Below are 25,704 nucleotides of genomic sequence, written 5' to 3'. Positions count from 1 at the left end.
TAACTGGGGTCGCGGCGGGCGCGACGTATTGGGCCGTCGCGGGACGCTATGGCAGTCGCGCTTCTCAGTTCCGAGACGGGCAGCCCTAATGCCTACGCACCAACGGCAACACTGCGAAACGTCGCCGCCAGTATTCGTAGCGCCGCGAGCTTAGCGGGATCGCTGACCTTCGAGTGCAGCATCACCTTTGACGGTCCGAGCTTCGGCAGCTTGTGCGCCGCTCCGATGTCGATCAATCCCGGCGGCGCAATGCGGCGGGCGAGGGGCGCGACAGCAAGTCCTGCCAGCGCGGCGGCGGCCACCGCTGTGACGCCGCCACCGACAAAACTTTCGCTCCAGGCGATGCCGGCCTTGTCGAGCGCGCGCACCGCGATGGCGCGGACACCGCAGGGTGGGGCCAGTGTCGCGAGCGGCAGGGCATCGCCGCGCGGCCAGACGAAGCGTTTTGTCGCAAACCAGCCGAATTCGTCCTCGGCCAGTTTCTCGCCGCCGCGGCGGCTGCCTTCCTGGCGGACGATCACGGCGTCGAGCTCGCCGGCATCATAGGCGTCGAGCATCTCGCGCGAGAAGCCGATGGTGACTGACAGCGCGAGCTGCGCAGCCATCGCATGCAGCCGCTCCAGCAGCGGCACCAACTCGGGGCCGGCGGCGTGGTCGCTGATCCCGAGCGTGAGCTGTTGCTTGGCCGGCTTCTCGCCCGACAGCGCGCGGTCATGCGCTTCGATCAGCGCGCGGGCGTGCTGCAGGAAGGCCGAACCGTCAGCCGTCAGTCGCACCGCGCGCGGCGACCGCTCGACCAGCCGCTTGCCGAGCACGGTCTCGAGCCGCTGCAGCTTCATGCTCACAGCGGCCTGCGTGGTGCCGAGCGCCTCGGCGGCGCGGGTGAAGCCCTGCAGCTCGGCGACCAGCAGGAAGGCCTGCACCGTATCGATATCGAGCGTCGTCATGATCAATGATCGTTATCATTGTTATCGATAGAGATAAGATACCAAGATGGTGGGAGAAGGTCTAGATATCTCGGCAAGGCTCATTGAGCCCTTCAAGATCAAGGAGAACGATCATGCCCCTCATCACCGTCACCTATTCCAGCGTCCGCAAACGGCCGTCGCTGAAGGCCGAGATCGCGTCCGCGGTCAGCGAACTCACCGCGCGGATCCTGCGCAAGGATCCCAAGGTCACCGCCGTCATCGTCAAGGCCGTCGATGCGGCCGACTGGTTCGCCGGCGGCAAGTCGCTGGCCGAGCAGAGTCTCGCGAGCTTCTGGCTCGACGTCCATGTCAGCGAGGGCACCAACACGAAGGACGAGAAGGCCGCCTATCTCGCCGCGCTGTTCACGCGGATGGGCGAATTGCTCGGGCCGCTGCACCATGAGAGCTATGCCCATGTCGACGAGGTCAGGGGCGACGCCTATGGATTTGGCGGCCTGACCCAGGAGCGGCGCTACATCGCAGGCCAGCTCGAGGCCGCGCCGCAACGGGCGGCAGCTTGAGGCGGTTACGCTTCAATGTTGGGCCATAGTCCTTCGGTCTGCATGCGTGCCTTGAAGGCCTGCAGAGTACGGGGTCGAAAGTCTTCGTACTCTGCCGGGAGGTTCTGCGGCGGCAATCGACCTTGGATCCATTCATCGATGACGGGTGCGATCACGGCAAGGTCGTGCCGAGAGATCGATTGTATCGCTATGATCAAGTGGTTGCTCAATCCATACGCCTTGATGGCCAGCTTGTGGCCTTCGGAGCCGGGCATTCGCTTCGCAGACCAAAACATCAGTTGCTGGACGACATTGATCTCGTCGTAGGTCTTGAACCGAACCTCGCCGCGCTTGCGCAGGCTCGCAACGATCACGCCGGCCACACAGAGAATTCCAACGATGGTCACGACTGCAGACAAGATATGACGGCTCGGTGCTGGAGGACGGGCGGGCCGGACCTCAAACGATGACGTGCGGAACCGGGTGGAGAGCCTCTGTCGCGCCGAATACCTCGGTGAACGCCTGCCGAAGCGCGATGTCGACGTCGGCGAGCGTGACGGGCAGGCCGAGATCGACCAGCGAGGTCACACCATAGCGCGGGTCGACCACGCCGCAGGGGACGATGGACTGGAAGTGGGAGAGGTCCAGTTCGACATTGATGGCGATACCGTGGAACGAGACCCAGCGCCGCAGCCGGACGCCGATCGCGGCGATCTTGTCCTCGAAATCCGGCCCCTTGTCGGGGCGTTTGACCCAGACGCCGACGCGGTCCTCGCGGCGCTCACCGCGGACGTTGAAGGCGGAGAGCGTCCGGATGATCCATTCCTCGAGCGAGGCGACATAGGCGCGCACGTCGGGCCGTCGCCGTTTCAGGTCCAGCATCACATAGGCCACCCGCTGGCCGGGGCCGTGATAGGTGACTTGGCCGCCGCGGCCGGTCTGGAAGGTCGGGAATCGTGGATCGAGCAGGTCGGCCGGCTTGCCGCTGGTCCCGGAGGTGTAGAGTGGCGGGTGCTCCAGCAGCCAGACCAGCTCGGGCGCGGTACCAGCCGCGATCCCGGCCACCCGGCGGTCCATCTCGGTGAGGGAATCGGGGTAGGGCACAGGACGGTCGGAAATCCGCCATTCCACCGCGCGGTCGCCATTGGGGCGGGCAAAAGTCGTCAAATCAAGGTCTTGGCGGTCATTAATCATTGGCTAACCATAACGTGGTCAGGTGCATCCATCATCTAGTTCCAGTTCGGCGGTTCAGAAGTGGCCACCCTCGATAAAGTCAGCGTCGATCTCATGGTGGTGCTGGGCACCACGACCATGCCTATCCACCAGGTCATGCGGCTGTCCCGCGGCGCCATCATCGAACTGGATGCCACCGAGGCCGACGAGGTCAAGATCCTCGCCAACAACCTGCCGATCGCCAGCGGGGTCGTCCTGGTCGACCGCAACCGGATTGCGGTCGAGGTCAAGCAGATGCTGCCGAAATTACCGGGCGTTCGGTAGTTAATTCCGTCGTTTATCTCCTTGTCCCTGCATCCCTGATTTGTTACATGGCGCCGTCGATCCGGTGGCGCCCTCAGAGGTTCCACCCGGAATCCCAAGCGCTCGTGGCGGAATTGGTAGACGCGCTGCCTTGAGGTGGCAGTGAGTAAAATCGTGGGGGTTCGAGTCCCTCCGAGCGCACCAGGAAATCATACGGTTTTGGCCTCCCGACCGCGTCCGGGACGACATTGCATGGCGCGCCCCTAGTGCTGCCGGCGATTTTCGGGACGTTGGAACCGGTCGGTACCCTCTGTAATACCATTCGCGTATTCTTCGCAGATAGATGGCTTGCTGGCCGGGCGCACCCGGCCGGACGAGGCTGATTCTGTGGATTGCGCATCCAAGCTTCGCGCGGAGCACCTGATGACGTTTCTGAGCTACGCCTACCGCATCGTCTCGAACTTCGTGTTCCTGGGGCTGGTCTATTTCAGCCTGAACTTCCTGGAGAAATACGAGCAGCGGGCGATCGTGGCGATTCTGGTGCTGGTCTATGCGGCGATGCATGCGGCCTCGGCGCTGCGCTCGTTCTATTTCTTCCAGCGCATCGAGCGGCTGGAAGGCGAGACGCGGCGGCTCGCGGGAGTAGCGGCGGAGGGACCGAACGCGTCAGCTTCGCGCAAGCAGATCGTCGGCGAGGTCACCGAGCTCCGCCACGCCGGCGAGATCAAGGCCTATATCGATCTGCTGTTTCTTGCGCTGGTGATTCTGCTCTGCATTGCGAAGATCGTCACGAACTAGCGCTTCTTCAAATTTGCGATCCGCAGCGGGCGTCCGGTCTTTTTGCCTGCGTCGGCATGTTTCGTGCCCTTGGCTGCGTGTGGCGGCTGGTGCACCGCGTGCCGGGCACCTGCAGCGCCTGCGACGGGCTTCGCCCGCGCCGACACCGCAAGATTGGCGCGCGGCGGCCGTGAGCGCGACGCCAGCAGCGTCAACTGCCGTCCCTCGGGAATCCTGAACACGCTGGTTGCCGGAATCGGCAGCGTCGCAACCGAACCGGCTTGCGCGAGCCGCACCTGCGGCCATGCGGTGCGCTGCGGCGCCGCCACGCGCGCCTGCACGGCGTGCGCGATCAGCTCGGCGTCGCGCCAATCCATCTCGGCGAGCACGGGAGCGGGCAGCGTCTTGCTCGTGGTGAAGACGAAGTTCGGCACCGGCGGCCAGCGCGTGATCGCGACATTCTCGGTCGGCGGATGCATGAACCATTGCTGCGGCTCGGTCGGAGTCGCCGGAAGCTCCGGCGTCGCCGGCACCACATGCACGATGCGATAGCCGCGCGCCTTCAACTCGTTGAGGATCCGCGGCAGCGCCGCGACCGTTCGCGGCTGGATGTCGTGCAGCAGCAGGATGCCCTTGCGCTTGGCCTCGATGCGCTGGATCGCGAGGTCGTAGACCCGTTGCGGCGAGACATGGCGCCAGTCGTCGGCCGGGAAATCCGCGCTCCAGACTTGCAGTCCCTGCGAGGCCGCATAGTCCTCCGGAATCTGCGCGCGCAGCAGGCCGGGGATCCGGAAGAACGGCGCAAGCTTGCTTTTGTCACCGTTGAGCGCCGCGAGCGTCGAGGCGATGCCGCCATCGATCTCGGCCTGCGCCTTCTCGGCCGACATCCGGTCGAAGGTCAGGGGATGGTTCTGGCTGTGCGTGCCCACCGTATGGCCGGCATTGACGTATTTGCGCACGCCTTCCGGATTGGCATTGGCCTGACGGCCGACGATGAAGAAGGTCGCCTTGACGCACTGGCTCGCCAGAATCTGCAGCACCTGGTTGCTGTATTTCGGCAGCGGGCCGTCGTCGAAGGTGAGCACCACCTCGTGATCGGCCAGCGGAAGCGTCTCGCGATATTGCATCGTGCCGATACGCGGATGCGCCTTCGGATCGACCACCAGCGTCCGCGAGGTGCCGAGCGCGTTGGGATTGCCGGGGCAGTCGGCGGCCTGCGCGCAGGCGCTGCCCAGCACAGCAAGGCAAAGCACGGTCAGGGACCGCCTGCGGACACCCACCAAAACGCTAGCGATCATAGAACCCCGGCATTCCAAACGAGCTATCAAATCCATAACCCCGGCGCCATGAACGCCGCATGAATCGTCTGTAATCGGTCCGCAGCTCCGGGTTCAACGGGTCCGGTCGGAAGCGGTCTTGGCGCCCACTGGCACGATATGCACAACGCGAAAATTGTGTTCACGCAAATATCGCAAAAAGGCCGGCAGCATCGCCGCCGTCTGCGCCTTGGGGTCGTGTAGCAAAATTATCCCCTTGCGGGCAATCTCGAGCCGTTCCGTGAGCAATTTCAGCTCCTGCTCCGGCGTCATCTTGTTCCAGTCGCTGGCCCAGAAATCGGCGCCAAACACCGCGATTCCGCGCTTTTCCAGCCGTTCCAGCAGCTGCGGCGTCGAATCGAAATAGGGGAAGCGGAAAAACGGCGTGCTCGGGGTCGTGTTGGCGGCGCCGTGCAGGGCGGTCTCGACCGCCGCGATCCCGCGGTCGATGTCGGCCTCGGCCTTCTCCGGGCTCAAATATTTGAGATTGGGATGCACCCAGGTGTGATGGGCGATGGTGTGGCCGAGGCTCGCCATCTTGCGCACCAGCTCGGGGTGCTCGGAGGCCGAGCGGCCAATGAGAAAGAATGTCGCGCGCACGCATTCGGCCGACAGCGCCGCGAGCACCTTTTGGTCGGTGGCCGGCCAAGGGCCGTCATCGAAGGTCAGCACGACCTCGTGATCCTCCAGCGGCAGCGTCTGCGGAAAGCTCTTGGTGCCGACGCGCGGTGTCTTGGCGGGATCAACCACCAGCACCCGCGAGGTGCCGAGCGCATTCTTGTTCTGACAGTCTGCAGCCTGTGCGCGCGCGATCCCGACCAGGCTCGCAGCAATGAGCGCGATCGCGCTGATGATCTGGCGTTTGGACATATTTCTCATTGCGCTCTGCAGGGACGATTGGGTATTGCCCCCTAATCAGACCAGTTCTCCCATCCTGTCAAACCGGCGAGGCGCGGCATGGCCGAGGATATCGACGTTGCCCGACCCGCTGCGACCGATCTGCTCGATCGCATTCCGATGCGGAACGAGGAGGGCGAGCTCCGTCACGAATTCGTCGAGGAGATCGCCAACGCCATTCATGAGGCGGATCGGCCGCTGCTCTGCGAGGTCGTGGCCGAGCTGCATGAGGCCGACCTCGGCGATCTCATCGCGGCGCTTGCGCCCGACGACCGCGTCACGCTGGTCGAGATCACCGGCACCGATTTCGACTTCTCGGCGCTGAACGAGGTCGACGAGACCGTCCGCGAGGAGATCCTCGAAGAACTCGAACCCGAGACCGTCGCCGAGGGCGTCCGCGAGCTCGAATCCGACGACGCCGTCGAGCTGCTGGAAAGCCTCGACGAGGCGGATCAGGAGGAGATCCTCGAAAAGCTGCCGGCGGCCGAGCGCGAGGAGATCGAGCGCAGCCTGCTGTATCCGGAGAATTCCGCCGGCCGCCGCATGCAGACCGAGTTCATCGCGGTGCCACCGGATTGGACGGTCGGCCAGGCGATCGACTACATGCGCGACACACCCGATCTGCCTGATCGATTCTACGAGATCTACGTCGTCAATGGCGACAGGCACTGGCAGGGCGCGGTGCCGCTCGACGTGCTCCTGCGCACGCGCCGCCCGGTGCCGATCACCGACCTCGTCGACGAGGACCGCCGCCGCGTCTCCGTGCTGGAGGACCAGGAAGAGGTCGCGCGGATGTTCGGCAAGTACAACCTTGTCGCGGCGCCGGTGGTCGACACCACGGACCGGCTGGTCGGCGTCATCACCATCGACGACGTCGTCGACGTCATCGAGGAGGAGGCCGACGAGGACCTGAAGGCACTCGGCGGCGTCACCAGCGACGAAGAATTGTCTGATACCGTCTGGACCATTGCGCGCGGCCGCTTCAACTGGCTGCTGGTCAATCTCGCCACCGCCTTCCTCGCGTCCTCCGTGCTCGGCCTGTTCGAGGGGCAGCTCGAGAAGATGGTCGCGCTCGCGGTGCTGGCGCCGATCGTGGCGAGCCAGGGCGGCAATGCTGCGACCCAGACCATGACGGTCGCGGTGCGCGCGCTCGCCACCCGCGAGCTCGGCTCCTTCAACGCCATGCGCGTGGTGCTGCGCGAGGCGATGGTCGGCCTCGTCAACGGCCTTGCCTTTGCGATCATCACCGGCATTGCCGCGGTGGCCTGGTTCAAGATTCCCGGCCTCGGCGTCGTGATCGGCCTCGCCATCATCTGCAACCTGGTCGCCGGCGCGCTCGGCGGCATTCTGATCCCGATCGTGCTCGATCGGGTGAGGGCGGACCCTGCGGTGGCCTCCGGAACTTTTGTCACGACGGTGACCGACGTGGTCGGGTTCTTCTCGTTCCTGGGGATCGCGACCCTGTGGTTTGGGCTCAAATAGCATAGCGTTTTCAAGCGAAAGCCTGTCCCGCACTTGATGCGGGATGGCGCCCGGTTCGCGTGAAGAAAACGCGTCAGACCAAGGGGCATTTATCGTTAATCGAGTCTTAACGGGCTTGCCCGATGATGCCGCCATTCCCAACCAGGGGCACATCATGCAGCGCTTGCGGCTCAAGGCAGACGGACGGATCGTCGAATTGCGCGACGGGCAGGAGTTTCCGCTGGCGCCGAAGCTGCCGGCTGAAACCGCCTCGGTCGCCTCACAGCCCGCGGTCCGCGACCTGCGCCGCCGTGCCCAGCTGACCCAGCTCGAATTCGCCGCCAAGCTCGGCGTGCCCGTCGAGACCATCCGCAACTGGGAGCAGGGAAAACGTGCCCCGCGCGGTCCGGCCCGCGCACTGCTCGCGGTGATCGCGCACGCGCCGGAAACGGTGTTCGCCGCGCTGTCGAGCGAGCCGACGGCGGCTTGAGGCGACGCGACACGCTCACAACCGTCGCGCTGGTGAAGGCCAGGGGGCGCATGACCACCGATCGCGGCCCCAGCGTCGCGTAACAACCGACACTCGGCGTAACAGGCCCCGGCCTTCGCCAGGACGACGAAATGTGGTGCGCCGTCAAACACGGACGAGACCACGGCCGGAGCTGAGAACTTTCGGCCGTGGTCCTGTCGATCCGTGAGCGCGGGGCTGCGCGCTGACAACATCGAGCGCGCAAGTTAGACGATCAAGCTGACACAGACCTGAAAACTCGAAAACAACCCCATGCACAGTAGCCGGCATTGGAATCTTTATTTCGTATTTGCGAAAATTGTTTGACGCGTCGGGCATTGTCCGCGCGTTTGCGCGGCGACCTGCGGCTTCGTGACCTCCGGCACGGTGATGCGATCTCCGCCCGTGCGAGGGTCTGCCGCAGATGAGCACGTCGCTCATCATTTCAAACGTGGAGAGAACAATGACCAACAATTTCAGCTTCCAGGCCGATCGTCGCGCCGTCGGAAGCCACGCGCTGAAGACCCTCGAAGACGCCGCGCTCGCTGTCATCAGCGGCGGCGGCGACACCGACAAGAGCTGGCGCAACGATTATCATTTCTGCGCGAACGGATCGGCCGGTGGCGGTCGCCCGGGCCTGTATCCGCTCTACATCAAGTGCAAATGATCCGCGCGATCAGCCCGGCTGATTGACATGCGTGCAAGCTCCCGGCGCAGGATTGCGCGGGAGCTTGTATTGCTTTAGCGCGCTGGCAAGACTTCCAATTGATTCCGGTGACGCGAGCCTCAATGACGCGTGACGTCCGGCCGTCGCGGGCTCCTTCCGGGCGGCGAGCTCTTGCGGCGTCGCGCGCGCTCCGCGGCCAGCTTGGCCATCTCATGCCTGAGGCTGAGCTCGATCCAGCGGGCATCCTGGGCAATCGCCTCGAACTCGTCCTTGACCCGGGCGGCCTTTGCGAGCGAGCGAAGCTCCCTGGTCTCCTTGACGGTGAGGCCGGCGAGAGGCGCGGGTTTTGGTTTCATGGCCAATGATGTCATCCCCCGGATGAATTACGTCAGATCAATAGTTCGGGGCTGCAATAAGCTTCAAGAATCGGCGCGCATTAAGCTTGATACGCGCGACGGGAGTTAAATCTGGAACAGCCGAGAATGGCGCATTGTTACTCCCGATTGAACCATCCGTGGAGTCCGTACGACTGCGGTAAGACCAATCCGCATGTCCGGGGCATCCCCAATGGCCAAATCGCGCCTGATTGCTGCATCGCTTTGCCTGTCCTCCTGCCTCTCGCTCGGCCTGCTCGGGCCGGCGCGCGCGACCGCAGAGGCGCCGGCGGCGGAGCAGGCGGTCCTCGGCTGCAACCGGCCGGCGGCGGCACCCGACGATGTGATCGCGAGCTGCTCGGCGCTGCTGGCGTCGGGCGCGCTGGACGGCCATGCGCGCGCCGTGGCGCTGTGGCGACGGGGCTATGCCTATCATCGCAAGGGCGACGACGTTCATGCGGTGGCCGACTACAGCGAGCGGCTGAAGGCCGAGCCTGACGACGCCGGCACGCTGCTCAATCGCGGCGATGCGCTGCGTAACCTGAAGGAGAACAGCCGGGCCATCGCCGATTACAGCGAGGCGATCCGCCTGGCGCCCGACAATGCCGGCGGCTGGCAGGGCCGCGGCTTCATGCGGATGGTCACCCAGGATTTCGACGGCGCGATCAAGGATTTCAGCGAGGCGATCCGGCTGTCGCCGAAGGTCGGCGCGGTCTATCTCAACCGCGGGGCGGTGCTGAGCCTGACGAGCCAGTATGCCCGCGCGCTGGCCGACGAGGACATGGCGATCCGCCTCGAACCGAACCATCCGATCGGCTACGTTAATCGCGGCCAGACCCTGAAGAACCTCGGCAACGCCGTCGCCGCGCAGGCCTCGGTCGACAAGGCGCTGCAGCTCGCGCCCGGCTTTGCGCCGGCGCTCGACGTGCAGAAGAAAATCAGCGGTGGCAAGAAGGCAAAGCCTGTGGCCGAGCCGTCGCGCGAGGTGGCCCAGCGCAGCTACCAGCGCTGCTCATTCCCCGTCACCGATCTCGGTCCGGGCACCGAGGAAATCAAGCGGGTGATCGAGGCCTGCACCGTGCTGATCAATTCGAGCGGCGGCAACGCCGAGAACCGCGCGCTGGTGCATCTGCAGCGCGGCAGCATGTACCGGAGGCTCGGCAAGTTCGAGCTCGCGCTGGTCGATTTCAGCGAGTCGCTGCGCTATGACCCGAACTCCGCGCTGGCCTACACCGGCATGGGCAATGCCTATCGCGGCCTGAAGCTGCTCGACCTCGCGCTCGCCCAGCATGGCGAGGCGATCCGCATCGACGGCAGCGATGCGAGTTCGTACAACAATCGCGGCAATGTCTGGCAGGATCTGAAGGACCACGCCAAGGCGATCGCCGACTACGACACCTCGATTAGGATCAATCCGAACTACGCCACCGCCTATTACAACCGCGGTAATTCGAAGCTCGAGCTCGGCGACAAGGATGGCGCGGCTTCCGACTTCCGCGCGGCGATCAAGCTCAACCCGGCGATGAAGCAGGCGACCGAGATGCTGCAGAGCATGGCGGCGAAGTTGTAGGGTGAGTTTGGCTGATGCGGGCTACGACGCTTCTACGATCCGAATGCAGACGGCAACGTCCTCTCCTGTCCGTGCAAGCCTCCGAACGCGCGTGTCGTCCACCGAGGACGAAACATCTCGAACGAACTTCATCACTTCGGGATCGAGCTTGGCGGTATTGACGATTTCGATGACGTAAGGGGGCTCAAGGGCATTGATGCCGCCTGCGACCATCGAGTCGATGAAAGCTGCCGCCGTTGTACCGTGCCAGCCCGGCGCTCCGATCGCCGCCTTGAGCGCCGAGGTAAAGTCGCTCATCGTGCTCCAGCCACTGGCGTCGAGCTTTATGGTTCGCATGATCTCACCGGAGCAATGCGGTTCGCCGGGACGACTTAGTGAGCCAAACAGACGTAGAGAGACTGCGCGTCCGGCGTAGTCGTGAGGCTCAACCGCAGGCGGGAAGAGACGCTATTCGCTGCAACAGGTCAAGCCACTGCCGGCGACGGGTCGCCGCGTTTGCCCTTGAAGCGGGCCACGCGAATTTCGCCGGCGCGCTTGCGCGTTTGCGCGATGTCGAAACTGTTTTGCATCCGCATCAACGTGTCCATCGAGACGCCAAAGGCCTTCTCGAGCCGAAGCGCCATCTCGGGAGAAAGATCGGCGCGTTGGTTCAGCAATGCCGACAGGGCAGGCCGGGTGACGCCCAGCACCTTGGCGGCTTCGGTGACCGACAAATCAAGGGGATCGATGATCTCGCTTTTGACGAAGCCACCCGGATGAGCCGGATTTTTCATGCGAAGGCCGTGCGTGGTCATGCCTAATCCTAGCGAGCGTTGCCTGGACGAGCGATAGCGACATCCGGGAACGGTCGTCCCGCATATCGCTATCGCTGATGCGGGCTACAGTCTACCGCCTGCCGCTGCGCTTACGCCGCATGGCGTTGGGGTCGGCCTTCAGCACCTCGACGGCTCGGGCTCTGGCGGCCTTCAGGTAGAGCTCGATCCAGCGATCGTCCAGCCTGCCGGCGGTGAACTCCCCGTAGCCACGAATGATGGCCGGGTCACCCAGGCGCTTGAATTCCTCTTGCTCGGCTTTCGAGAGAGCCGACAAGTCGATCCAGTCGTTTGAATATTCGGAGCCCATGCACCGGAGATGTGACAGGGCACGTCACCGGGAACAATAGCCCAAACAGGCTACAACTTACTCCCTTGAGTTGGCATCGCCGCGTCATGCGCGCATAATGGGCGCATGAACGTCATCAACGGCAACGGCGCCAAAATTCCCGCCATCGGGCTCGGCACGTGGGAACTGCGCGGGCGCGCCTGCGCGCGGATCGTCGAGCAGGCGCTGCGGCTCGGGTATCGCCACATCGATACCGCGCAGGCCTATGACAATGAGCGCGAGGTCGGCGAGGGCCTGCGCGCGTCGGGCGTGAAGCGGGACGAGGTGTTCGTCACCACCAAGATCTGGACCACGCATTTTGCGCCGAATGATCTCGAACGGTCGGCCAAGGAGAGCCTGGCGAAGCTGCGGTTGACCGAGGTCGATCTGCTGCTGCTGCACTGGCCCAATCCGCAGGTGCCTTTGTCGGAGACGCTGGGCGCGCTGGCGCACGTCAAGCAGCAGGGGCTCGCCCGCAATATCGGCGTGTCGAATTTCACGGTGGCGCTGATCGAGGAGGCGGTGGCGGCGTGCCCGGAACCGCTCGCCTGCGACCAGGTCGAGTATCATCCCTATCTCGACCAGGCCAAGGTGATCGAGGCCTGCGCGCGCCACGGCATGGCGCTGGTGGCCTACAGCCCGATCGCCAAGGGCCGGATCAAGGGCGACCGGGCGCTGGCCCGGATCGGCGACCGCTACCGCAAGACAGCGGCGCAGGTTTGCCTGCGCTGGCTGGTGCAACAGAATGTCTCGGCGATCCCGCGCACCTCCCGGCTCGAACGTCTGCAGGAGAATTTGAACATCTTCGATTTCGAGCTGTCCGAGGAGGACATGCGCGAGATTTCAGCGATGGGCAGCGCCAGCGGACGGCTGACCGATTTCGGCTTCGCGCCGAAATGGGATTGATAAGTCGACCGCGCGGACGTCACGCTGCGGGATCCTGCTTCCTGACCGCGGTGGCCGGCGCCATCGCCTTCCAGGCGTTGGAGGCGAACTGCCGCCGCCAGGTCACGATCACGACAGCGCCTGTCGTGACGAACAGCACCCAGGGACTGACGAACCAGCCGAGATAGCCGAGCGCGAAGAAGAACGCGCGCTGGCCGCGGTTGAAATGGCGGGCGGCGGCTTCGAACAGCCGCGTGGTGCGCATCACATGCGCTTCCGCCTCCACCGTGTCGCGCTGGCTCGCCGGCGGCATCGCGCCGAACAGGATCGCGACATAGTTGAACAGGCGATAGGCCCAGGCGAATTTGAAGAAGGTGTAGATGAAGATCAGGATCAGCCCGACGCATTTCACCTCCCACAGCGCGGGCGAGGGGCTGAGATTGACCGGCAGCGCGCCGAGCACGGCGAGCGCGTCATTGGTGGCGCGGAGCAGCGCCAGCGCGCCGCCGATCGCGATCAGGCTGGTGGAGGCGAAGAACGCGGTGCCGTTCTGCAGGGACGCCATGATCTGCATGTCGACCATCCGCGCCTCGCGCGCCAGCAGGTTGCGCACCCAGATCTCGCGATAGACATGCATGCGCGCCGACAGGCTGTCGCGGGCGTAGGCGGTGTGCTCCAGCGTAATGGCGTAGACCCACCACTCGATCACGAAGAAGCCGACTGCTGCGATATCGACCCAATAGCCCGTCATCGTCCTGATCCCTTGCGATGCCGCCGCGCTGCGTGATGCGCAGCGACGGCTATTGCGGTGATGTACAGGTTGAATGTGTGCAATGCACTATGGCAAACTGCACGCACAACAGGATTCCCCGCAAAATGTTGAAGCTCGTTATCGGCAACAAGAACTATTCGTCATGGTCGATGCGGCCGTGGCTCGTGCTGCGCGCCAACGATATCCCGTTCGAGGAGATCTTCGTCCCGCTCTACACGGATCAGGCCGACAAGGACCGGCTGCTCAGCCACAGCAAATCCGGCAAGGTGCCGGCGCTGATCGACGGCGACGTCACGGTGTGGGACTCGCTCGCGATCGTCGAATATCTCGCGGAGACGCACGCGGACAAGAACATCTGGCCGACCGAGCGCGCTGCGCGCGCGCATGCGCGGGCGATCTCGGCCGAGATGCATTCCGGCTTCATGGCGCTGCGTGGCGAATGCGGCATGAATTTGCACCGGCCGATCCGCGCCGTGACGCTGTCCGACGATGCGAAGGCCAATGTCGCGCGCATCCAGGACATCTGGGCCGATTGCCATCAACGCTATGGCGGACCGTTCCTGTTTGGCCAGTTCAGCGGGGCGGACGCGATGTTCGCTCCCGTCGTGCATCGCTTCCGCACCTATGCGATCCCGGTCCGCGCGGAAGCGCAGCACTATTATGACGCGATGCTTGCGCAGCCGGCGTTCCAGCAATGGACGCGCGAGGGCTTGGCGGAGACGCTGGTGATCGAGAAGTTCGAGACCGTCTGAGCGCAGGCCGTCCGAAGCGAAGGTCACGGCAACGTCAGACGGCGGCGCTTGACGGGCCGCGGCCAAAGGCGTCTCAATCCGCCGTCCGCAATGTCGCGCGCGAGGGATTTGTCATGGGCATTCTCGATGAACTGGGCAACTCGCCCGCGCTGAAGGGCATGCTCAGCCAGCTCGGATCCGCCGTGATCCCGGTGGTGCTCAGCGAGGTGCTCGGCAATGGCAGCCAGGGCGGCCTGTCGGCAATCGTCGCCAAGCTGGAGCAGGCCGGCCTTGGCGACCAGGTCAAATCCTGGATTGGTACGGGGCAGAACCTGCCGATCACGGCCGATCAGCTGCAGCAGGTGCTCGGCAGCGATACCGTCCGCCAGCTTGCCGCGAAGTTCAATATTCCGGTCGACGAGCTCGCCAAGGTGCTGGCCCAGCAACTGCCGGCCGCGGTCGACCACGCCAGCCCCGACGGCAAGTTGCCCCATACCGCCTGATCGGGCGCCTTCTGATACCGGCAACTTTGGAACCCCGCTTTCGGGCAGGGCAGGCGGACGATTTGCGCAAGGCGCGTTAATATCCGTCTATCGTATTGAAACACATAGAAAAATATCGATTCAGCGTTGCCTTAATCCTGCTGGATTTCAGGGGGGCCGGTGTGCTAGGTTGCCGCAGGGTTTTCAATAAGTTGGCTGCCGCTACCGGGACCGTAGAGCGTGGCCGACCTCCTAAAAAGATGGAGAGGGCGTTGAAGCATAAGTACAACGTGGGTGAGGTCGTCTACTTCACCGCGAGCAACGTGGCCCGTCCGGCGGCCAGTGGCACGTATCAGGTGATCCGCCTGCTTCCGACCGATGGCGACGACTGCCAGTATCGCATCAAGAGCTCGACCGAAGCTTTCGAACGGGTGGCCAAGGAAAGTCAGCTGGCGCTGTCCTGATACCGTTGCGCGCAATCGGACGGCTGTTTCGCCTCCGTCGCCGTCAAAAGGCCCTGTTCGCAGACGCATTCTGCCGGAAGTTGGACGCCGGGATGGCGGCGTCCAGCATCTCCTGTTGTATTATGCTGCGTGAGGGACACCGCGCATGAATTGGGCTTGGGCTTCTTCGCTGGATCAACTCTGGCGCGCGCCGACCTTCCCGATGTGGCTGACGATGGCCGCGGCGGGATTCTTCGGAATTGTCGTTCTGGTCACGCTGTTGCGGGCGGAGAAATCCGTCGCCAACGGCGCGCTGGCCGTGATCACGTTGCTATCGATTGCAGTCGCGGTGGCCTCGACCGTTCGCGGCTTCGGCCCCAGCAGTGGGCAGGGGGGCGCCAGCGACATCCATGCGGTCCAGTCCGGCGGACCGGCGCTGCCGGCGCTTGCCTGTATCGACGATCTCGCAGGGGATGCGGTGCTGTCGGCCTGCGAGAAGACGCTGTTCGGCACGGCGGACTCGGCGGCCGCCGCCGTCGCTTACGCCGCGGCGCAGATTTCCCGCCTGACCTCGTTCGGCGATGTCGCGACCGCCGACCGCAATGCGACCACCGAGGTGCAGTCGCTGCGCCGCGCGGTCGAGCGCGATCGCTACGGGCTGATGGCCTATGCGCTGACGGCGCGGGATCATTGCACGCCGACGAGCTGTGCGGCGTTCCGCTCGCTCAGTGACAGCAGGCAGATCGCCTCCAACATGAACGACCACGTCTATGAGAGCCTGGTCACCCGCTACGCGGCGTCGTGGAACGCGCCGGCGATGGCGCAGGCGCCGGCCGCAGGTCTGGTCGCGGCGTTGCCGTCCTCAATGCCGACGGGCCGGCCGACCAATGCCGAATTCCCCAGCGCGAACTCAACGCCGCCGGTCAGCATCATGTCGGCGGAACCGCCGGCCTCCGCGGCCACCCGGCCGCCGGCCGCCGCACCTGCCGCGCGTCCGGCCACGCCGCCGGCAGCAGCGGCGCCGACCGTTGCCGCAGCGAAGCGCCCGCCGGCACCGAAGCGGCCGCCGGTGCAGATCGCACCTCCCGCCGCGCCAGCTGCCGCCAGCGCGCCGCCGGCTGCGGCGAGCGACGACAACAACTAACCTCTATCAATCCGCGCGCAGACGCGCTTTGCGTTCTGCGCGCGGGATAATCGGTTGACGGCTCCGGCTCTGGCCTTTTCAACAGGTCCGCCTGCGGCTAAATCGCAGGGCATGCCGTTACATCTCATCAAACTTGCCGTCGGCTGCGAGTCCGTCAAGGAACTCAAGGGCTGGGTTGCCGAACGGATGGCGACCGCCAGGAAGAAGGGGCTGCCGCTCCGCCACGTCCACGTCACGCGGATGACGCCGAAGCGCGACGAGGAGATCCTCGCCGGTGGCTCGCTCTACTGGGTGATCAAGGGCGAGATCGCCGCGCGCGAGAAGATCATCGCCCTCGAGCCGTTCCGCGACAAGGATGGCATCGGCCGCTGCCGCATCGTGATGCAGCCGAAGGTGATCGCGGTGTCGCCGCGCCCGATGCGCCCGTTCCAGGGCTGGCGCTATTTGACCGCAGACTCCGCGCCCGCCGATCTGACCAAATCCAGCGCCGCCAACATCGCCGCGATGCCGGAGCCGATGCGGCGGGAGCTGCGGGATCTGGGGTTGCTGTAGCGATATACCTGACAGGTATGACGCACGCCTTATCCATGAGGCACACGTGCCTGCTAAGTGTATAATTCTCCCAGCGAGGCTAGATCGGCGGCGTCACGAGATGCAGCCGCGCCCAGTCGGAAGGCGGCAGCTCGACGTAATTGTGGTCCGCGGAGCTCTGTTCCATGATGTCGATCAGTGTTTCGTCGACGCCCATGTCGTGCAGGTACATCCGGAACTGCTTGCTGTAGAGCGCGGTGAGGCCGACGCGGCGTTCCTCGGAGACGTTCGGCGCCAGACGGTTGCGGATCGACATGCCGGTCACCACCACATGGCTGTCCGCCGGCAGGCTGCGATGCACGCCGCCCGCCAGCATCAGCACACAGGCGAAGTCACAGACCACTCCCGACACCTCTTCCCTGGCATCGAGCGGCCCGCCGGGGCGCTTGAGCGCAAAGCACTCGGCCTCGGATTTTCCCTTGCAGGCCTCGACCTCGGTGATCCCGGCCCTCGCGTCGATGCCGCGATCGCGCAGGATCCGGCCAAGGCTGGCCGCGACGTTGAAGCTGGACTGGCCTCTGGCGTTGATCACCACAGGAAGCTTCCGCCCCGCCTGCCGGTCGAGAATGTTGATCAGCCGCTTGAAGGTGTCGAACTGCACGGTGCCTTCGGCGGCGATCCAGTCCGAGCAGCCGGGTCCGCAGGCATCCGCCGGCCCGTGGGCGACATAGAAGATCATCGCATCCGCAGCCGACCCGATGCCGCCGATCGCAGGCCGCTCCGGCGCTTGTGCCTGCGCATGGCCGGCCGCCGCCAGCATCAACAGCCCGCCGAGAACAACGCGTCCCAATCGACCGCCCATCGCACCTCTCCGCCGATACCGCGATCATTCACAAGCGGTGCATTGATGCAAGCGCAACCTAGACGGCGATATTGTCGATCAGCCGCGTGGTGCCGAGCCTTGCGGCGACCAATATCCGCATCGGGCCGTCCTTCAGCGCGGCGATCGGCTGCAGCGTCTCGGCGTGGCGGACATCGAGATAGTCGAGGTCGAAGCCGGCCTGCTTGATGATCGTCTCGCCGGCGGCGATCGCGCTGCGGACGTCGGCGCCCTCGCGGAGGCGGCGGGCGCTCTCCTTCATGGCCCGGTGCAGCTCGGGCGCCACCTTGCGCTCGTCCGCCGACAAATAGACGTTGCGCGAGGACATCGCGAGCCCATCGCGCTCGCGCACCGTGCGCGAGCCGATCACCTTGACGCCGAGATCGAGATCGCGGGCCATCTGCGTCACCACCCGCAACTGCTGGAAGTCCTTCTCGCCGAAGATCGCAACATCGGGGCGGACCTGCGTGAACAGCTTTGCCACCACGGTCGCGACCCCGCCGAAGAAATGCGGCCGGAAGCGATCCTCCAGCCCGACCGTCGCCGGCCCTTCCGGGACGATCTTCGTGGCAAAGCCGTCCGGATACATCGCCTTCAGCTCGGGATACCAGATCAGCTCGACACCTTCGGCGGTGAGCTTTTCGACGTCGGCCTTCCAGGTGCGGGGATAGGAGCCGAAATCTTCCGTCGGAGCGAATTGCGTCGGGTTGACGAAGATCGAGACGACGACTTTCCGGGCACGGCGCCGGGCGATGCGGACCAGCGACACATGGCCGTCATGGAGCGCTCCCATGGTTGGCACCAGCGCAACCGTGGCTTTCCGGGCGCGCAAGCCGTCAACGGCGCGACGCAGGGCAGGGACGGTGCGGACGACCATGGGGGTGCGGGGCATCGGGGATCCTTCGGGGGAGTGGCGGGAGTTTGCCTGGTGATGCAGTGCTGCCGGCGTGGGCAGCGCGAACCGTTAATTGCTTAACGGCCGCAGACATGCGGGTGAAGTTTGGCGGGATGTTGCCGAACGGTGCGCGTTTTCCTCGCAGCGATTCATGATTAAGGCGGACGCCTATCGATTTCGTCGTCGCGTGATGCAATTCACTTGACCGAAGCCTTGCGCGATTTGAAGATATTGGTGGGGGTTTGAATCATGTTGGTGCAGGCTAGTCAGGGTCAATCCGGCTCTGCACATGTTGTCGTGCTGGGCAACGAGAAGGGCGGTTCGGGCAAGTCCACCACCGCCCTGCACATTGCTGTCGCGCTTTTGAAGGCCGGCCAGCGTGTCGCCTCCATCGACCTCGACTGCCGCCAGCAAAGCTTCACCCGCTACATCGCCAACCGCCGCGCCTGGGCGCGCCGCACCGGGATCGATCTCGAGCTCCCCGTCCACACCTGCATCAAATACGGCGAGACGATGCAGATCGCGGACAATGAGAACGCCGAGTTCCAGCAGTTCATGGAAGCGGTCGCCGCCGTCGAGCGCACCTTCGACTTCATCGTGATCGATACCCCGGGCTCCGACAGCTATCTGATGCGGCTGGCGCACTCGATGGCCGACACGTTGGTGACGCCGATCAACGACAGCTTCCTCGACTTCGACGTGCTCGGCACCGTCGATCCCGCGACCTATGCGGTCACGGGCGAAAGCCACTACTCTGAGATGGTGCGCGAAGCCAGGCGCAAGCGCCGCCAGCTCGACGGCGCCAGCACCGACTGGATCGTGGTGCGCAACCGCCTCTCGATGCTCGGCTCGCGCAACAAGCAGCTGGTCGCCGACGGGCTGAAGCAGCTGTCGCTGCGGCTCGGCTTCCGTTCGGTCGACGGCTTTGCCGAGCGCGTGGTCTACCGCGAATTCTTCCCGCGCGGCCTGACCGCGCTCGACGACATCGACGAGGCCACCCTCGGGACCCGGCCGAGCATGGGCCACGTCACCGCGCGCGAGGAGGTGACGAGCCTCCTGCGCCAGCTCAAGCTGCCGCTCGACGAGCGCGGCCGCCGCCGCGCCGCCAACCGCGCCGAGTGGTTCAACCAGGTCGACAAGCCGCTCGAAGTCCACGACATCCTCGGCAGCTAAGGCGCGACGAGCCGGCTATTCCAGCCAATACCCCCCTGCGTCTCAGTTCAAATTTCTCGATCGGTTCTTGAAGGTCGTAGTTCATAGAACTATAGTTCGAGGTGCGGGTGATGCTTGCGGATATATAAACTCAAAAAGGTCGCTCAATTCGCGAAACGCGAGCGGATCACCGACGGGAACCTGATCGAGGCGATTGCTCGGGCCATGCGCGGTCTCGTGGACGCCGAATTGGGCTCCGGTCTGATCAAGCAACGGGTTGCTCGCGAGGGACAGGGCAAGAGTGGTGGCTACCGCATGTTGATCGCGCTTCGTTCGAGCCAACGCGCAATCTTCCTGTTCGGCTTTGCAAAGAACGATTTGGGCAACATCGATCCGACTCAACTGAGAACGCTACGTGAAGCAGCTGGCATGTGGCTGGAGGCCGACGAGCAGAAGATCGCGGGTGCGGTCGAGGCAGGACTTTTGATCGAGGTACACGATGGCAAAAAAGACTAAGACGAATACGCGCCTGACTAAGGAACTGCTGCAAATGGCGGAGGGGATGCATGAGGTCGGAATCATGGACGATGCCGCCTATGAAAAAATCACCATGCGTCACCTCGGCGGTCCCGAACGGGCGACTGCGAAGGCTGTCACTCCAAAGCAAATCCGTGCCATGCGGGAAAAGGCAAACCTCAGTCAGGCGGTCTTTGCGCACTATCTCAACTTGACCGTTGGGTATGTGTCGCAGCTTGAGCGCGGCGCCAAGCGGCCGAGCGGCCCTGCATTGGTGCTGCTCGATGTGATCCGCCGAAAGGGTATCGAGGCAATCTTGTGATGAACTGCAAGAGGTTCACCCGGGCAGGGGGGCCTTACCACACTACCGGCGAGCGAGCCCCAGCCCGCTGATTACGGGCATGCGAGTTGCCCCCAACAAAGAACCGCCGCCTAGCGCGATCAGGTCCCCGGTCGGAATTCCGTAATCTTGCGGTGATTTTGGCCATATCACCGCCAAGATGCGGGAACAATTCGGGGGTGAACAGGGTTTTCCCTCGACTTTTAATTGATCACCGAACCGAAGCTTGAGCGGTCGCGTCGTAAGCTCAGGAAGGTCGATTTTTCCGGAACTTAGGAGGATCTGCCCAAGGTCTAGGTGCAACGCACAATGATCAGGCTGCGAAATCACAACATTTAGACTTCCTGTCACGCAACCGTGACATATATGCTGAACAAGGCGACCGAAGAGTCTCCGGCCAAGAATAATGCCCTTGCAGGTGGGCACCCTTGAGGACGTCATGAAGCGTGGAATTACCGTTCTGCTCTCGCTCTCCGTGGTGTTCACGGTCGCGTACGTTACCGCGAGCAAGTGGGCGATCCGTCATGAGACGATCACGTTCAAGGATCCGTCGCGCGACAACCGTCCGGTCGCAGTCGACGTCGCCGTGCGCTTCGACAAGGAGCTGCAGGCCAATGCCGGCATGATCACGCTGCCGGTTGCGATCCTCAATCACGGCAACACCGTCAAGTTCACCGAATACTCATTCCTCGCGAACGTGTTCGCGGCGCGCGGCTATCTTGCCGTCAGCATCCAGCACGACCTGCCGACCGATGCGCCGATGGTGACCAAGGTTGGTGAGCTCTATGTCGGCCGCCTGCCGCAGATTCAGCGCGGCATCACCAACATCAAATTCGCCATCGAGGAGATGAAGAAGGTCCAGCCGAACGCCGACTACAGCAAGGTGACCATGGTCGGGCATTCGATGGGCGGCGACATCTCGATGTATTTCGCCAAGCAGTATCCGGACGAGATCAAGAAGGTCGTGACGCTCGACAATCTGCGCGTGCCCTTCATGACCGACGGCAAGTTCAAGATCCTGTCGTTCCGCTCAAAGGACACGCAGTTCAAGCCTGATCCGGGCGTCGTGCCTGACGACGAGCAGTGCGAGAAGGCCGGCATCACGGTGGTGAACACCGGCTTCCAGCACAACGACATGCGCGACACCGGTCCGGACGAGGCCAAGAACTCGATCCAGGCCATGCTCGATAAATTCCTGGCCGACACCGACAGCGATGTCGCGCCGGTCGACACGCGTGCCGCGCCGCCGAAGGTCCTCGAGCCCGGCCCGGTCTCGCTCTACGTTCCGGTCGAGAAGACCAAGGCCAAGGACAAGAGCGTCAAGAAGACCGAGAAGGATCCGTCGGCGATCACCAACTGACGCCGCGCCGCCGGCTCGCAGGCTGGCGATGGTCGCATTGACCGCTCCACATTGACCGGCCCACGATGACGGCCCACATAGAGCTTGCTGCAGGGAGCAAGCGCTGATGGCCGGCGAACCCACCAAGTCGAAATCTGCCGACGACAGGCTGCCCGAAGCGCAGCAATCCAGCGCCGACGACATTGCGGCCTTTGTCGCCAGGGCGCATCAGATGTCGCCGCATCGCGAGGGCGCGCGCGGCCGCCTTGTGTTCGCGCTCGACGCCACCATGAGCCGGCAGCCGACCTGGGACATGGCGTGCAAGCTGCAGGCCGACATGTTTCGCGAGGCGGGTGCGATCGGCAGCCTCGACATCCGCCTGGTCTACTATCGCGGCTTCAACGAGTGCCGCGCGACGGGATGGATTTCCGACAGCGCGGAGCTGGCCAGGCTGATGAGCAAGATCGATTGCCGCGGCGGCGACACCCAGATCGGCAAGGTGCTGTCCGAGGCGCGCCGCGAGGCGGTCGCCTCCGGCGTGCGCGCCGTCGTGTTCGTCGGCGACGCGATGGAAGAGAAGGTCGACGAGCTCTGCGCCAAGGCCGGCGAGCTCGGCATGCTCAAGGTGCCCGTGTTCATGTTCCAGGAGGGCGGCGACGCCACAGCCGAGCAGGCGTTCCGCGAGATCGCGCGCCTGACCGGCGGCGCCTGGTGCAAGTTCGATCCGGGCGCCGCCGCACAGCTCCGCGACCTCCTGCGCGCGGCGGCGGCCTATGCCGCCGGCGGCCGCGAGGCGCTGCTGAAGCTGTCCAGGAGCGCGAGCGGCGCGGCCAGGCTGATCGGCCAGATGAAGTGATCGTCGTGACGCGGTGAGGCGAAGGGCTCGCATGCTTTTCGCGCGCGGCCTATATTGCCGGCATGCCTACCCTGATCGCCGGCATCGTCGCCGTTATCGTTCTCTACTCGCTGCTGCAGATGTTTCGTGCGGCCAACCCGGCCGTGCTCGCGCGCACCATCAAGATCGTGGGCGGCGTGATCTCGCTGGCGGTGGCGGCCTTCACCGGCATCAGGGGCGAGCTTGCGGTTGCGATCCCGCTCGGGATTTTCGGCGCCGGGCTGCTCGGCTGGTCGCCGTTCGGCAGCACGGGCTTTCCCAATCTCGGCGGCATCTTCGGCGGCAGCCAGCGCACGCAGGGACAGAGCTCGCGGGTGCGCTCGCAATATCTCGATATGAGCCTGGATCACAATAGCGGCCAGTTGCGCGGCCAGATCGTCGACGGCCCGCAGGCGGGCCGCATGCTCGACGAGTTCGACCTGCCGCAGCTGCTGGCGATGGCACCGAGCTTCGATGCCGAGAGCGTGGCGTTACTTGAAAGCTATCTGGACCGCCGGTTTCCCGCGTGGCGTCACAACCAGCAGGGCAACGGGACAGGGGGGCACCGTCGCCCGGCGACGGGGAGCAAAATGACGGACGAGGAGGCCTATCAGATCCTTGGCCTGCAGCCGGGGGCGTCGCGCGACGACATCAGTCGGGCCCACCGCGCCCTCATGAAGAAACTGCATCCCGACCAGGGGGGGTCGACGTACCTCGCTGCCCGTGTAAACGAGGCCAAGGATACTCTGCTTCGCACGCATCTCTAAACTCCGGCAACGCTACCTGACGCCACAAGCCGAGAGCTGCTGCTGTCATTCTCCGAGTGATGCCCCGATCCGTCTTCTGCGGATCATGTACGGTCGCCAGCCGTTGTCCGGCGTGGTCGATCCTTCATTCTCCAAAACTTAACCGTAAATTCTTGACGAGAAGTTTGCGCGGGTTCCGCACACGGCAATCCCTGCATCACGTTCTTGAGTGTGTGCCGAAAGCAACAAGGCCGGCGCTTGCGGCGCCGGCCTTGTGATTTCAACGATAAGGCGTTGGATCAGTTACGAACCGTGATGCAGGAGATGTCGGCGCGCTTCAGCGCTTTGCAGGCAGCTTCCGCCTGATCGCGCTCGAGACCGGCGAAGCGGGCGCGGAACAGCGTGCGATTGTCCTTGGCGACGACCGTCTCGGTGAACGGATCGGCCTTGCTGAGCAGGCCGCGGGCGGAGGAGCGGGCGAGATCGATGCGCTGCTTGGCTTCGCTCTCGCTCTCGAGCGCGCCGACCTGGATGATCCAGCCGGAATGCGAGGCGGCCGCGGCGGGCTTCTGCTGGACCGGCTCGGGGCGCGGCGTGGTTTCAAGCGAGGCGACCGCGCGCGGGGTCGGAGCAGGGGCCGCGGGGACGCTGTTGGCCGGCAGCACGCCGAGGATGCCGTTGCCGGTGCCGAAATTGGCCGGCTGCGGCGGCATCTCGGGGCGGCTGGTCTCGGTGGCCTTGGCGACCACGGCGCTCGAGGTTTCGGCGATCTCGGCGCGCGGTGCGATCGTGCTGGTGATCGCGGGCTGGGCGGGACCTGCGGCGGCGAGCTTGATCGCGCCGGCCTTGACCTGAACAGTCTTCACCTTGACCGGCTTCATCGGCTCGGCGGAGCCGGGGATCGCCGCGATCGGCTGGGTCTGGATCACGCCCGATGTCAGCGGGGCGGGCTCGGGTTTTGCCTGCGCTTCGACCTTGGCGGGCGGTGGCGGCAGGGCGGCGGCAGCAGCGGCCATCAGCGAGGCCCTGGCGGCCGGACGCGGCGGCGCGGCCTGCATCGCGGCGGCGCTGGGCTCGGAGGCGGCGGCCATGCTGACCTGCGGGGCCTCGGCAGCGCGCGGCGCCTCGGCTTCGGCGACGGCGACCGAGGCTTCAGCCGAATTGCGTTCGGTGATGGCCGCGACGGTGCGGGTGGTGGCGCCCTTCTCGAGATTTTCGGCGAGCAGATTGCGCATGATGGCGTCGCGCGAGCCGCCGCTGCGGCCGCCCAGCACCACGCCGACCAGATGGCGGTTGCCGCGGCGCATCGAGGTCACGAGGTTGAAGCCGGAGGCGCGGGTGTAGCCGGTCTTGATGCCGTCCACGCCCTCGACATTGCCGAGCAAATGATTGTGGTTGCGGATCGACTGGCCACGCCAGTTGAACGTCGAGGTCGCGAAATAGCGATAGTAGCGCGGGAAGCGCTCCTGGATGGCGCGGCCAAGCGTGGCCTGGTCGCGCGCGGTCGTGACCTGCTCGTCGTTGGGAAGGCCGTTGGCGTTGCGGTAAACCGTCTTGGACATGCCGAGCGCGCGCGCCTTGCGCGTCATCATCGCCGCGAAGTCGTCCTCGTCGCCGGCGATCGCTTCGGCGATCACCACGGCGGCGTCGTTGGCGGAGCGGGTGACGAGACCCTTGATCGCGTCCTCGACGCGAATGGTCTGGCCGGCACGCAGGTTCAGCTTGGTTGGATCCTGATCGGCGGCGTGTTGCGACACCGGCATCTCGGTGTCGAGCTTCATCTTGCCGGACTCCAGGCGCTCGAACAGCAGATAGAGCGTCATGATCTTGGTAAGCGAGGCGGGATGTCTGATACCGTCGGGGCTGGTTGCCTGCAGCACCGCGCCGGAATTGCCGTCGACGATGATCGAGGCGAATTGCGGGCTGTAGCTTTCCCGCGCCGGTTGGCTGTGATGCGCCCGGGCGTAGTGGCGATGCCGATAGCGCCGCGCTTCCGCGCTGTCGCTAGTGATCAGTATTGCCGTGGTGAAGGTAATGAGCCCGAGAACGCCAACTCGCAACGCGCGCGAGGAAGCCAAGGTTGTGCGAAGCATTTACTTCCCCGTCCCAATTTCTATCTTGATCACTGGCTCGTGAGGCAAAATTGTGCCCACTCCCCGCCGATCATTGCCTGCGCAACCATGCCGATCCCTGTTCGACCAGGGGCCCCGGTGGCCGTGGCAGTCGCTGTTCTAGCTAAGTTGCTGTTCACAAACAGATTTCGGTCTGTCTGTCGGAAGGCGAACAAGTCCGGGAATCAGGTTAGGCGCGCCGAGTTTCC

General features: G+C 64.6%; 32 protein-coding genes and 1 tRNA gene. 20 read left to right on the top strand and 13 right to left on the bottom strand.

All coding sequences use genetic code 11. The features are described 5' to 3' along the window. Window positions 1-92 precede the first annotated feature (92 nt). Window positions 93-950: a LysR family transcriptional regulator gene (locus tag JQ604_RS11325; protein WP_212356973.1), complete on the bottom strand. Its 858-nt coding sequence runs from the start codon at window positions 948-950 to the stop codon at window positions 93-95. Between the two features lie 110 nt (window positions 951-1,060). Here JQ604_RS11325 and JQ604_RS11320 point away from each other — a divergent pair, with 110 nt between their 5' ends. After that, a complete protein-coding gene (locus JQ604_RS11320) occupies window positions 1,061-1,489 on the top strand; it encodes a tautomerase family protein (RefSeq protein WP_212356821.1) in 429 nt (142 codons plus the stop codon). A 5-nt stretch (window positions 1,490-1,494) separates the two neighbouring features. On the opposite strand, the gene JQ604_RS11315 is transcribed toward JQ604_RS11320, so the two are convergent. Together JQ604_RS11315 and lipB are read right to left on the bottom strand one after the other, a co-directional pair. Further along, window positions 1,495-1,851, bottom strand: coding sequence for a hypothetical protein (locus JQ604_RS11315; RefSeq protein ID WP_212356818.1), 357 nt, complete (start codon window positions 1,849-1,851; stop codon window positions 1,495-1,497). A 76-nt stretch (window positions 1,852-1,927) separates the two neighbouring features. Next, window positions 1,928-2,662 carry a lipoyl(octanoyl) transferase LipB gene (gene lipB / locus JQ604_RS11310; protein ID WP_212356815.1) on the bottom strand — a complete coding sequence of 245 codons (735 nt, stop codon included), beginning with the start codon at window positions 2,660-2,662 and terminating at the stop codon, window positions 1,928-1,930. Between the two features lie 60 nt (window positions 2,663-2,722). Between lipB and JQ604_RS11305 the strand changes: the two genes are divergently transcribed. From JQ604_RS11305 to JQ604_RS11295, 3 genes are all read left to right on the top strand, one after another. Next, on the top strand, window positions 2,723-2,965 hold the full coding sequence (locus tag JQ604_RS11305; RefSeq protein ID WP_212356812.1) for a FliM/FliN family flagellar motor switch protein: 243 nt from the start codon (window positions 2,723-2,725) through the stop codon (window positions 2,963-2,965). Window positions 2,966-3,063: 98 nt separating this feature from the next. Next, window positions 3,064-3,148 (top strand) — tRNA-Leu (locus tag JQ604_RS11300). 219 nt (window positions 3,149-3,367) lie between these two features. Then, window positions 3,368-3,742 carry a hypothetical protein gene (locus JQ604_RS11295; protein WP_212356809.1) on the top strand — a complete coding sequence of 125 codons (375 nt, stop codon included), beginning with the start codon at window positions 3,368-3,370 and terminating at the stop codon, window positions 3,740-3,742. Here the strand turns inward: JQ604_RS11295 and JQ604_RS11290 are convergent. Together JQ604_RS11290 and JQ604_RS11285 are read right to left on the bottom strand one after the other, a co-directional pair. Beyond that, window positions 3,739-5,019, bottom strand: a complete 1,281-nt coding sequence (locus tag JQ604_RS11290) for a polysaccharide deacetylase family protein (protein WP_212356806.1) — start codon at window positions 5,017-5,019, stop codon at window positions 3,739-3,741. The genes JQ604_RS11295 and JQ604_RS11290 overlap by 4 nt on opposite strands. Before the next feature lie 93 nt (window positions 5,020-5,112). After that, the gene (locus JQ604_RS11285) at window positions 5,113-5,916 is read right to left on the bottom strand and encodes a polysaccharide deacetylase family protein (protein WP_212356803.1); all 804 of its coding nucleotides are present in this window, start codon (window positions 5,914-5,916) and stop codon (window positions 5,113-5,115) included. A gap of 78 nt (window positions 5,917-5,994) precedes the next feature. On the opposite strand from JQ604_RS11285, the gene mgtE reads away from it, so the two are divergent. The 3 genes from mgtE (at window position 5,995) to JQ604_RS11270 (ending at window position 8,570) form a co-directional block, all read left to right on the top strand. After that, a complete protein-coding gene (gene mgtE / locus JQ604_RS11280) occupies window positions 5,995-7,416 on the top strand; it encodes a magnesium transporter (RefSeq protein WP_212356800.1) in 1,422 nt (473 codons plus the stop codon). 154 nt (window positions 7,417-7,570) lie between these two features. Then, window positions 7,571-7,885 carry a helix-turn-helix domain-containing protein gene (locus tag JQ604_RS11275; protein ID WP_212356970.1) on the top strand — a complete coding sequence of 105 codons (315 nt, stop codon included), beginning with the start codon at window positions 7,571-7,573 and terminating at the stop codon, window positions 7,883-7,885. Window positions 7,886-8,366: 481 nt separating this feature from the next. Further along, the gene (locus tag JQ604_RS11270; protein WP_212356797.1) at window positions 8,367-8,570 is read left to right on the top strand and encodes a hypothetical protein; all 204 of its coding nucleotides are present in this window, start codon (window positions 8,367-8,369) and stop codon (window positions 8,568-8,570) included. Between the two features lie 119 nt (window positions 8,571-8,689). On the opposite strand, the gene JQ604_RS11265 is transcribed toward JQ604_RS11270, so the two are convergent. Next, entirely contained in the window at window positions 8,690-8,926 is a 237-nt protein-coding gene (locus tag JQ604_RS11265) for a hypothetical protein (protein ID WP_212356793.1), read from the bottom strand. 211 nt (window positions 8,927-9,137) lie between these two features. Here JQ604_RS11265 and JQ604_RS11260 point away from each other — a divergent pair, with 211 nt between their 5' ends. Continuing rightward, entirely contained in the window at window positions 9,138-10,514 is a 1,377-nt protein-coding gene (locus JQ604_RS11260) for a tetratricopeptide repeat protein (protein WP_249158184.1), read from the top strand. A gap of 21 nt (window positions 10,515-10,535) precedes the next feature. Here JQ604_RS11260 and JQ604_RS11255 read toward each other — a convergent pair whose 3' ends face one another. The 3 genes from JQ604_RS11255 to JQ604_RS11245 form a co-directional block, all read right to left on the bottom strand. Next, on the bottom strand, window positions 10,536-10,850 hold the full coding sequence (locus tag JQ604_RS11255) for a hypothetical protein (protein WP_212356788.1): 315 nt from the start codon (window positions 10,848-10,850) through the stop codon (window positions 10,536-10,538). 128 nt (window positions 10,851-10,978) lie between these two features. Next, complete coding sequence (locus JQ604_RS11250; RefSeq protein WP_433996243.1) at window positions 10,979-11,374, bottom strand: HigA family addiction module antitoxin; 396 nt, start codon at window positions 11,372-11,374, stop codon at window positions 10,979-10,981. 25 nt (window positions 11,375-11,399) lie between these two features. Then, complete coding sequence (locus tag JQ604_RS11245) at window positions 11,400-11,636, bottom strand: hypothetical protein (protein ID WP_212356785.1); 237 nt, start codon at window positions 11,634-11,636, stop codon at window positions 11,400-11,402. A gap of 105 nt (window positions 11,637-11,741) precedes the next feature. On the opposite strand from JQ604_RS11245, the gene JQ604_RS11240 reads away from it, so the two are divergent. Further along, window positions 11,742-12,560 carry an aldo/keto reductase gene (locus JQ604_RS11240; protein ID WP_212356782.1) on the top strand — a complete coding sequence of 273 codons (819 nt, stop codon included), beginning with the start codon at window positions 11,742-11,744 and terminating at the stop codon, window positions 12,558-12,560. A gap of 19 nt (window positions 12,561-12,579) precedes the next feature. Here the strand turns inward: JQ604_RS11240 and JQ604_RS11235 are convergent, their stop codons facing one another. Next, window positions 12,580-13,290: a DUF599 domain-containing protein gene (locus tag JQ604_RS11235; RefSeq protein ID WP_212356779.1), complete on the bottom strand. Its 711-nt coding sequence runs from the start codon at window positions 13,288-13,290 to the stop codon at window positions 12,580-12,582. Window positions 13,291-13,415: 125 nt separating this feature from the next. On the opposite strand from JQ604_RS11235, the gene JQ604_RS11230 reads away from it, so the two are divergent. The 5 genes from JQ604_RS11230 (at window position 13,416) to JQ604_RS11210 (ending at window position 16,663) form a co-directional block, all read left to right on the top strand. Next, complete coding sequence (locus JQ604_RS11230) at window positions 13,416-14,063, top strand: glutathione S-transferase family protein (protein ID WP_212356776.1); 648 nt, start codon at window positions 13,416-13,418, stop codon at window positions 14,061-14,063. Next, entirely contained in the window at window positions 14,006-14,545 is a 540-nt protein-coding gene (locus tag JQ604_RS11225) for a YidB family protein (RefSeq protein ID WP_433996238.1), read from the top strand. Before JQ604_RS11230 ends, JQ604_RS11225 begins: the two co-directional genes overlap by 58 nt. Before the next feature lie 239 nt (window positions 14,546-14,784). Next, on the top strand, window positions 14,785-14,988 hold the full coding sequence (locus tag JQ604_RS11220) for a hypothetical protein (RefSeq protein ID WP_212356952.1): 204 nt from the start codon (window positions 14,785-14,787) through the stop codon (window positions 14,986-14,988). A gap of 145 nt (window positions 14,989-15,133) precedes the next feature. Beyond that, complete coding sequence (locus JQ604_RS11215) at window positions 15,134-16,111, top strand: hypothetical protein (RefSeq protein WP_212356770.1); 978 nt, start codon at window positions 15,134-15,136, stop codon at window positions 16,109-16,111. Window positions 16,112-16,222: 111 nt separating this feature from the next. After that, on the top strand, window positions 16,223-16,663 hold the full coding sequence (locus JQ604_RS11210) for a DUF1489 family protein (RefSeq protein WP_212356767.1): 441 nt from the start codon (window positions 16,223-16,225) through the stop codon (window positions 16,661-16,663). Between the two features lie 79 nt (window positions 16,664-16,742). Here JQ604_RS11210 and JQ604_RS11205 read toward each other — a convergent pair whose 3' ends face one another. Beyond that, window positions 16,743-17,504 carry a hypothetical protein gene (locus JQ604_RS11205; RefSeq protein ID WP_212356764.1) on the bottom strand — a complete coding sequence of 254 codons (762 nt, stop codon included), beginning with the start codon at window positions 17,502-17,504 and terminating at the stop codon, window positions 16,743-16,745. A gap of 58 nt (window positions 17,505-17,562) precedes the next feature. Then, the gene (panC, locus tag JQ604_RS11200; RefSeq protein ID WP_212356761.1) at window positions 17,563-18,414 is read right to left on the bottom strand and encodes a pantoate--beta-alanine ligase; all 852 of its coding nucleotides are present in this window, start codon (window positions 18,412-18,414) and stop codon (window positions 17,563-17,565) included. Between the two features lie 252 nt (window positions 18,415-18,666). On the opposite strand from panC, the gene JQ604_RS11195 reads away from it, so the two are divergent. The 6 genes from JQ604_RS11195 to JQ604_RS11170 all read left to right on the top strand — a co-directional run bounded on the left by JQ604_RS11195 (window position 18,667) and on the right by JQ604_RS11170 (window position 23,405). Then, entirely contained in the window at window positions 18,667-19,590 is a 924-nt protein-coding gene (locus JQ604_RS11195) for a division plane positioning ATPase MipZ (RefSeq protein ID WP_212356744.1), read from the top strand. Between the two features lie 114 nt (window positions 19,591-19,704). Next, window positions 19,705-20,085, top strand: a complete 381-nt coding sequence (locus tag JQ604_RS11190; RefSeq protein WP_212356742.1) for a type II toxin-antitoxin system RelE/ParE family toxin — start codon at window positions 19,705-19,707, stop codon at window positions 20,083-20,085. Then, entirely contained in the window at window positions 20,069-20,407 is a 339-nt protein-coding gene (locus JQ604_RS11185) for a helix-turn-helix domain-containing protein (RefSeq protein WP_212356739.1), read from the top strand. Before JQ604_RS11190 ends, JQ604_RS11185 begins: the two co-directional genes overlap by 17 nt. A 457-nt stretch (window positions 20,408-20,864) precedes the next feature. Then, on the top strand, window positions 20,865-21,785 hold the full coding sequence (locus JQ604_RS11180) for an alpha/beta fold hydrolase (RefSeq protein ID WP_212356736.1): 921 nt from the start codon (window positions 20,865-20,867) through the stop codon (window positions 21,783-21,785). Between the two features lie 106 nt (window positions 21,786-21,891). Further along, on the top strand, window positions 21,892-22,620 hold the full coding sequence (locus JQ604_RS11175) for a VWA domain-containing protein (RefSeq protein ID WP_212356733.1): 729 nt from the start codon (window positions 21,892-21,894) through the stop codon (window positions 22,618-22,620). 62 nt (window positions 22,621-22,682) lie between these two features. Next, window positions 22,683-23,405 carry a DnaJ domain-containing protein gene (locus tag JQ604_RS11170; RefSeq protein ID WP_212356730.1) on the top strand — a complete coding sequence of 241 codons (723 nt, stop codon included), beginning with the start codon at window positions 22,683-22,685 and terminating at the stop codon, window positions 23,403-23,405. 278 nt (window positions 23,406-23,683) lie between these two features. Here JQ604_RS11170 and JQ604_RS11165 read toward each other — a convergent pair whose 3' ends face one another. Continuing rightward, window positions 23,684-25,477 (bottom strand): serine hydrolase, encoded by a 1,794-nt coding sequence (locus JQ604_RS11165; protein ID WP_212356727.1) that lies wholly within the window; start codon window positions 25,475-25,477, stop codon window positions 23,684-23,686. Between the last annotated feature and the right edge of the window lie 227 nt (window positions 25,478-25,704).

Source organism: Bradyrhizobium jicamae, assembly GCF_018130695.1.
GTDB lineage: Bacteria > Pseudomonadota > Alphaproteobacteria > Rhizobiales > Xanthobacteraceae > Bradyrhizobium > Bradyrhizobium jicamae_B.
The sequence above is the reverse complement of the archived record's forward strand: the minus strand, read 5'-3'. Positions and strand labels throughout refer to the sequence as shown.

Coding starts and splice junctions, on each gene's coding strand:
- JQ604_RS11320 (WP_212356821.1), top strand. CDS start 1,061: ATGCCCCTCATCACCGTCACCTATTCCAGCGTCCGCAAACGGCCGTCG.
- lipB (WP_212356815.1), bottom strand. CDS start 2,662: ATGATTAATGACCGCCAAGACCTTGATTTGACGACTTTTGCCCGCCCC.
- JQ604_RS11295 (WP_212356809.1), top strand. CDS start 3,368: ATGACGTTTCTGAGCTACGCCTACCGCATCGTCTCGAACTTCGTGTTC.
- JQ604_RS11290 (WP_212356806.1), bottom strand. CDS start 5,019: ATGATCGCTAGCGTTTTGGTGGGTGTCCGCAGGCGGTCCCTGACCGTG.
- JQ604_RS11285 (WP_212356803.1), bottom strand. CDS start 5,916: ATGAGAAATATGTCCAAACGCCAGATCATCAGCGCGATCGCGCTCATT.
- mgtE (WP_212356800.1), top strand. CDS start 5,995: ATGGCCGAGGATATCGACGTTGCCCGACCCGCTGCGACCGATCTGCTC.
- JQ604_RS11275 (WP_212356970.1), top strand. CDS start 7,571: ATGCAGCGCTTGCGGCTCAAGGCAGACGGACGGATCGTCGAATTGCGC.
- JQ604_RS11270 (WP_212356797.1), top strand. CDS start 8,367: ATGACCAACAATTTCAGCTTCCAGGCCGATCGTCGCGCCGTCGGAAGC.
- JQ604_RS11265 (WP_212356793.1), bottom strand. CDS start 8,926: ATGAAACCAAAACCCGCGCCTCTCGCCGGCCTCACCGTCAAGGAGACC.
- JQ604_RS11260 (WP_249158184.1), top strand. CDS start 9,138: ATGGCCAAATCGCGCCTGATTGCTGCATCGCTTTGCCTGTCCTCCTGC.
- JQ604_RS11255 (WP_212356788.1), bottom strand. CDS start 10,850: ATGCGAACCATAAAGCTCGACGCCAGTGGCTGGAGCACGATGAGCGAC.
- JQ604_RS11245 (WP_212356785.1), bottom strand. CDS start 11,636: ATGGGCTCCGAATATTCAAACGACTGGATCGACTTGTCGGCTCTCTCG.
- JQ604_RS11240 (WP_212356782.1), top strand. CDS start 11,742: ATGAACGTCATCAACGGCAACGGCGCCAAAATTCCCGCCATCGGGCTC.
- JQ604_RS11235 (WP_212356779.1), bottom strand. CDS start 13,290: ATGACGGGCTATTGGGTCGATATCGCAGCAGTCGGCTTCTTCGTGATC.
- JQ604_RS11230 (WP_212356776.1), top strand. CDS start 13,416: ATGTTGAAGCTCGTTATCGGCAACAAGAACTATTCGTCATGGTCGATG.
- JQ604_RS11225 (WP_433996238.1), top strand. CDS start 14,006: ATGGACGCGCGAGGGCTTGGCGGAGACGCTGGTGATCGAGAAGTTCGA.
- JQ604_RS11220 (WP_212356952.1), top strand. CDS start 14,785: ATGGAGAGGGCGTTGAAGCATAAGTACAACGTGGGTGAGGTCGTCTAC.
- JQ604_RS11215 (WP_212356770.1), top strand. CDS start 15,134: ATGAATTGGGCTTGGGCTTCTTCGCTGGATCAACTCTGGCGCGCGCCG.
- JQ604_RS11210 (WP_212356767.1), top strand. CDS start 16,223: ATGCCGTTACATCTCATCAAACTTGCCGTCGGCTGCGAGTCCGTCAAG.
- JQ604_RS11205 (WP_212356764.1), bottom strand. CDS start 17,504: ATGGGCGGTCGATTGGGACGCGTTGTTCTCGGCGGGCTGTTGATGCTG.
- panC (WP_212356761.1), bottom strand. CDS start 18,414: ATGCCCCGCACCCCCATGGTCGTCCGCACCGTCCCTGCCCTGCGTCGC.
- JQ604_RS11195 (WP_212356744.1), top strand. CDS start 18,667: ATGTTGGTGCAGGCTAGTCAGGGTCAATCCGGCTCTGCACATGTTGTC.
- JQ604_RS11185 (WP_212356739.1), top strand. CDS start 20,069: ATGGCAAAAAAGACTAAGACGAATACGCGCCTGACTAAGGAACTGCTG.
- JQ604_RS11180 (WP_212356736.1), top strand. CDS start 20,865: ATGAAGCGTGGAATTACCGTTCTGCTCTCGCTCTCCGTGGTGTTCACG.
- JQ604_RS11175 (WP_212356733.1), top strand. CDS start 21,892: ATGGCCGGCGAACCCACCAAGTCGAAATCTGCCGACGACAGGCTGCCC.
- JQ604_RS11170 (WP_212356730.1), top strand. CDS start 22,683: ATGCCTACCCTGATCGCCGGCATCGTCGCCGTTATCGTTCTCTACTCG.
- JQ604_RS11165 (WP_212356727.1), bottom strand. CDS start 25,477: ATGCTTCGCACAACCTTGGCTTCCTCGCGCGCGTTGCGAGTTGGCGTT.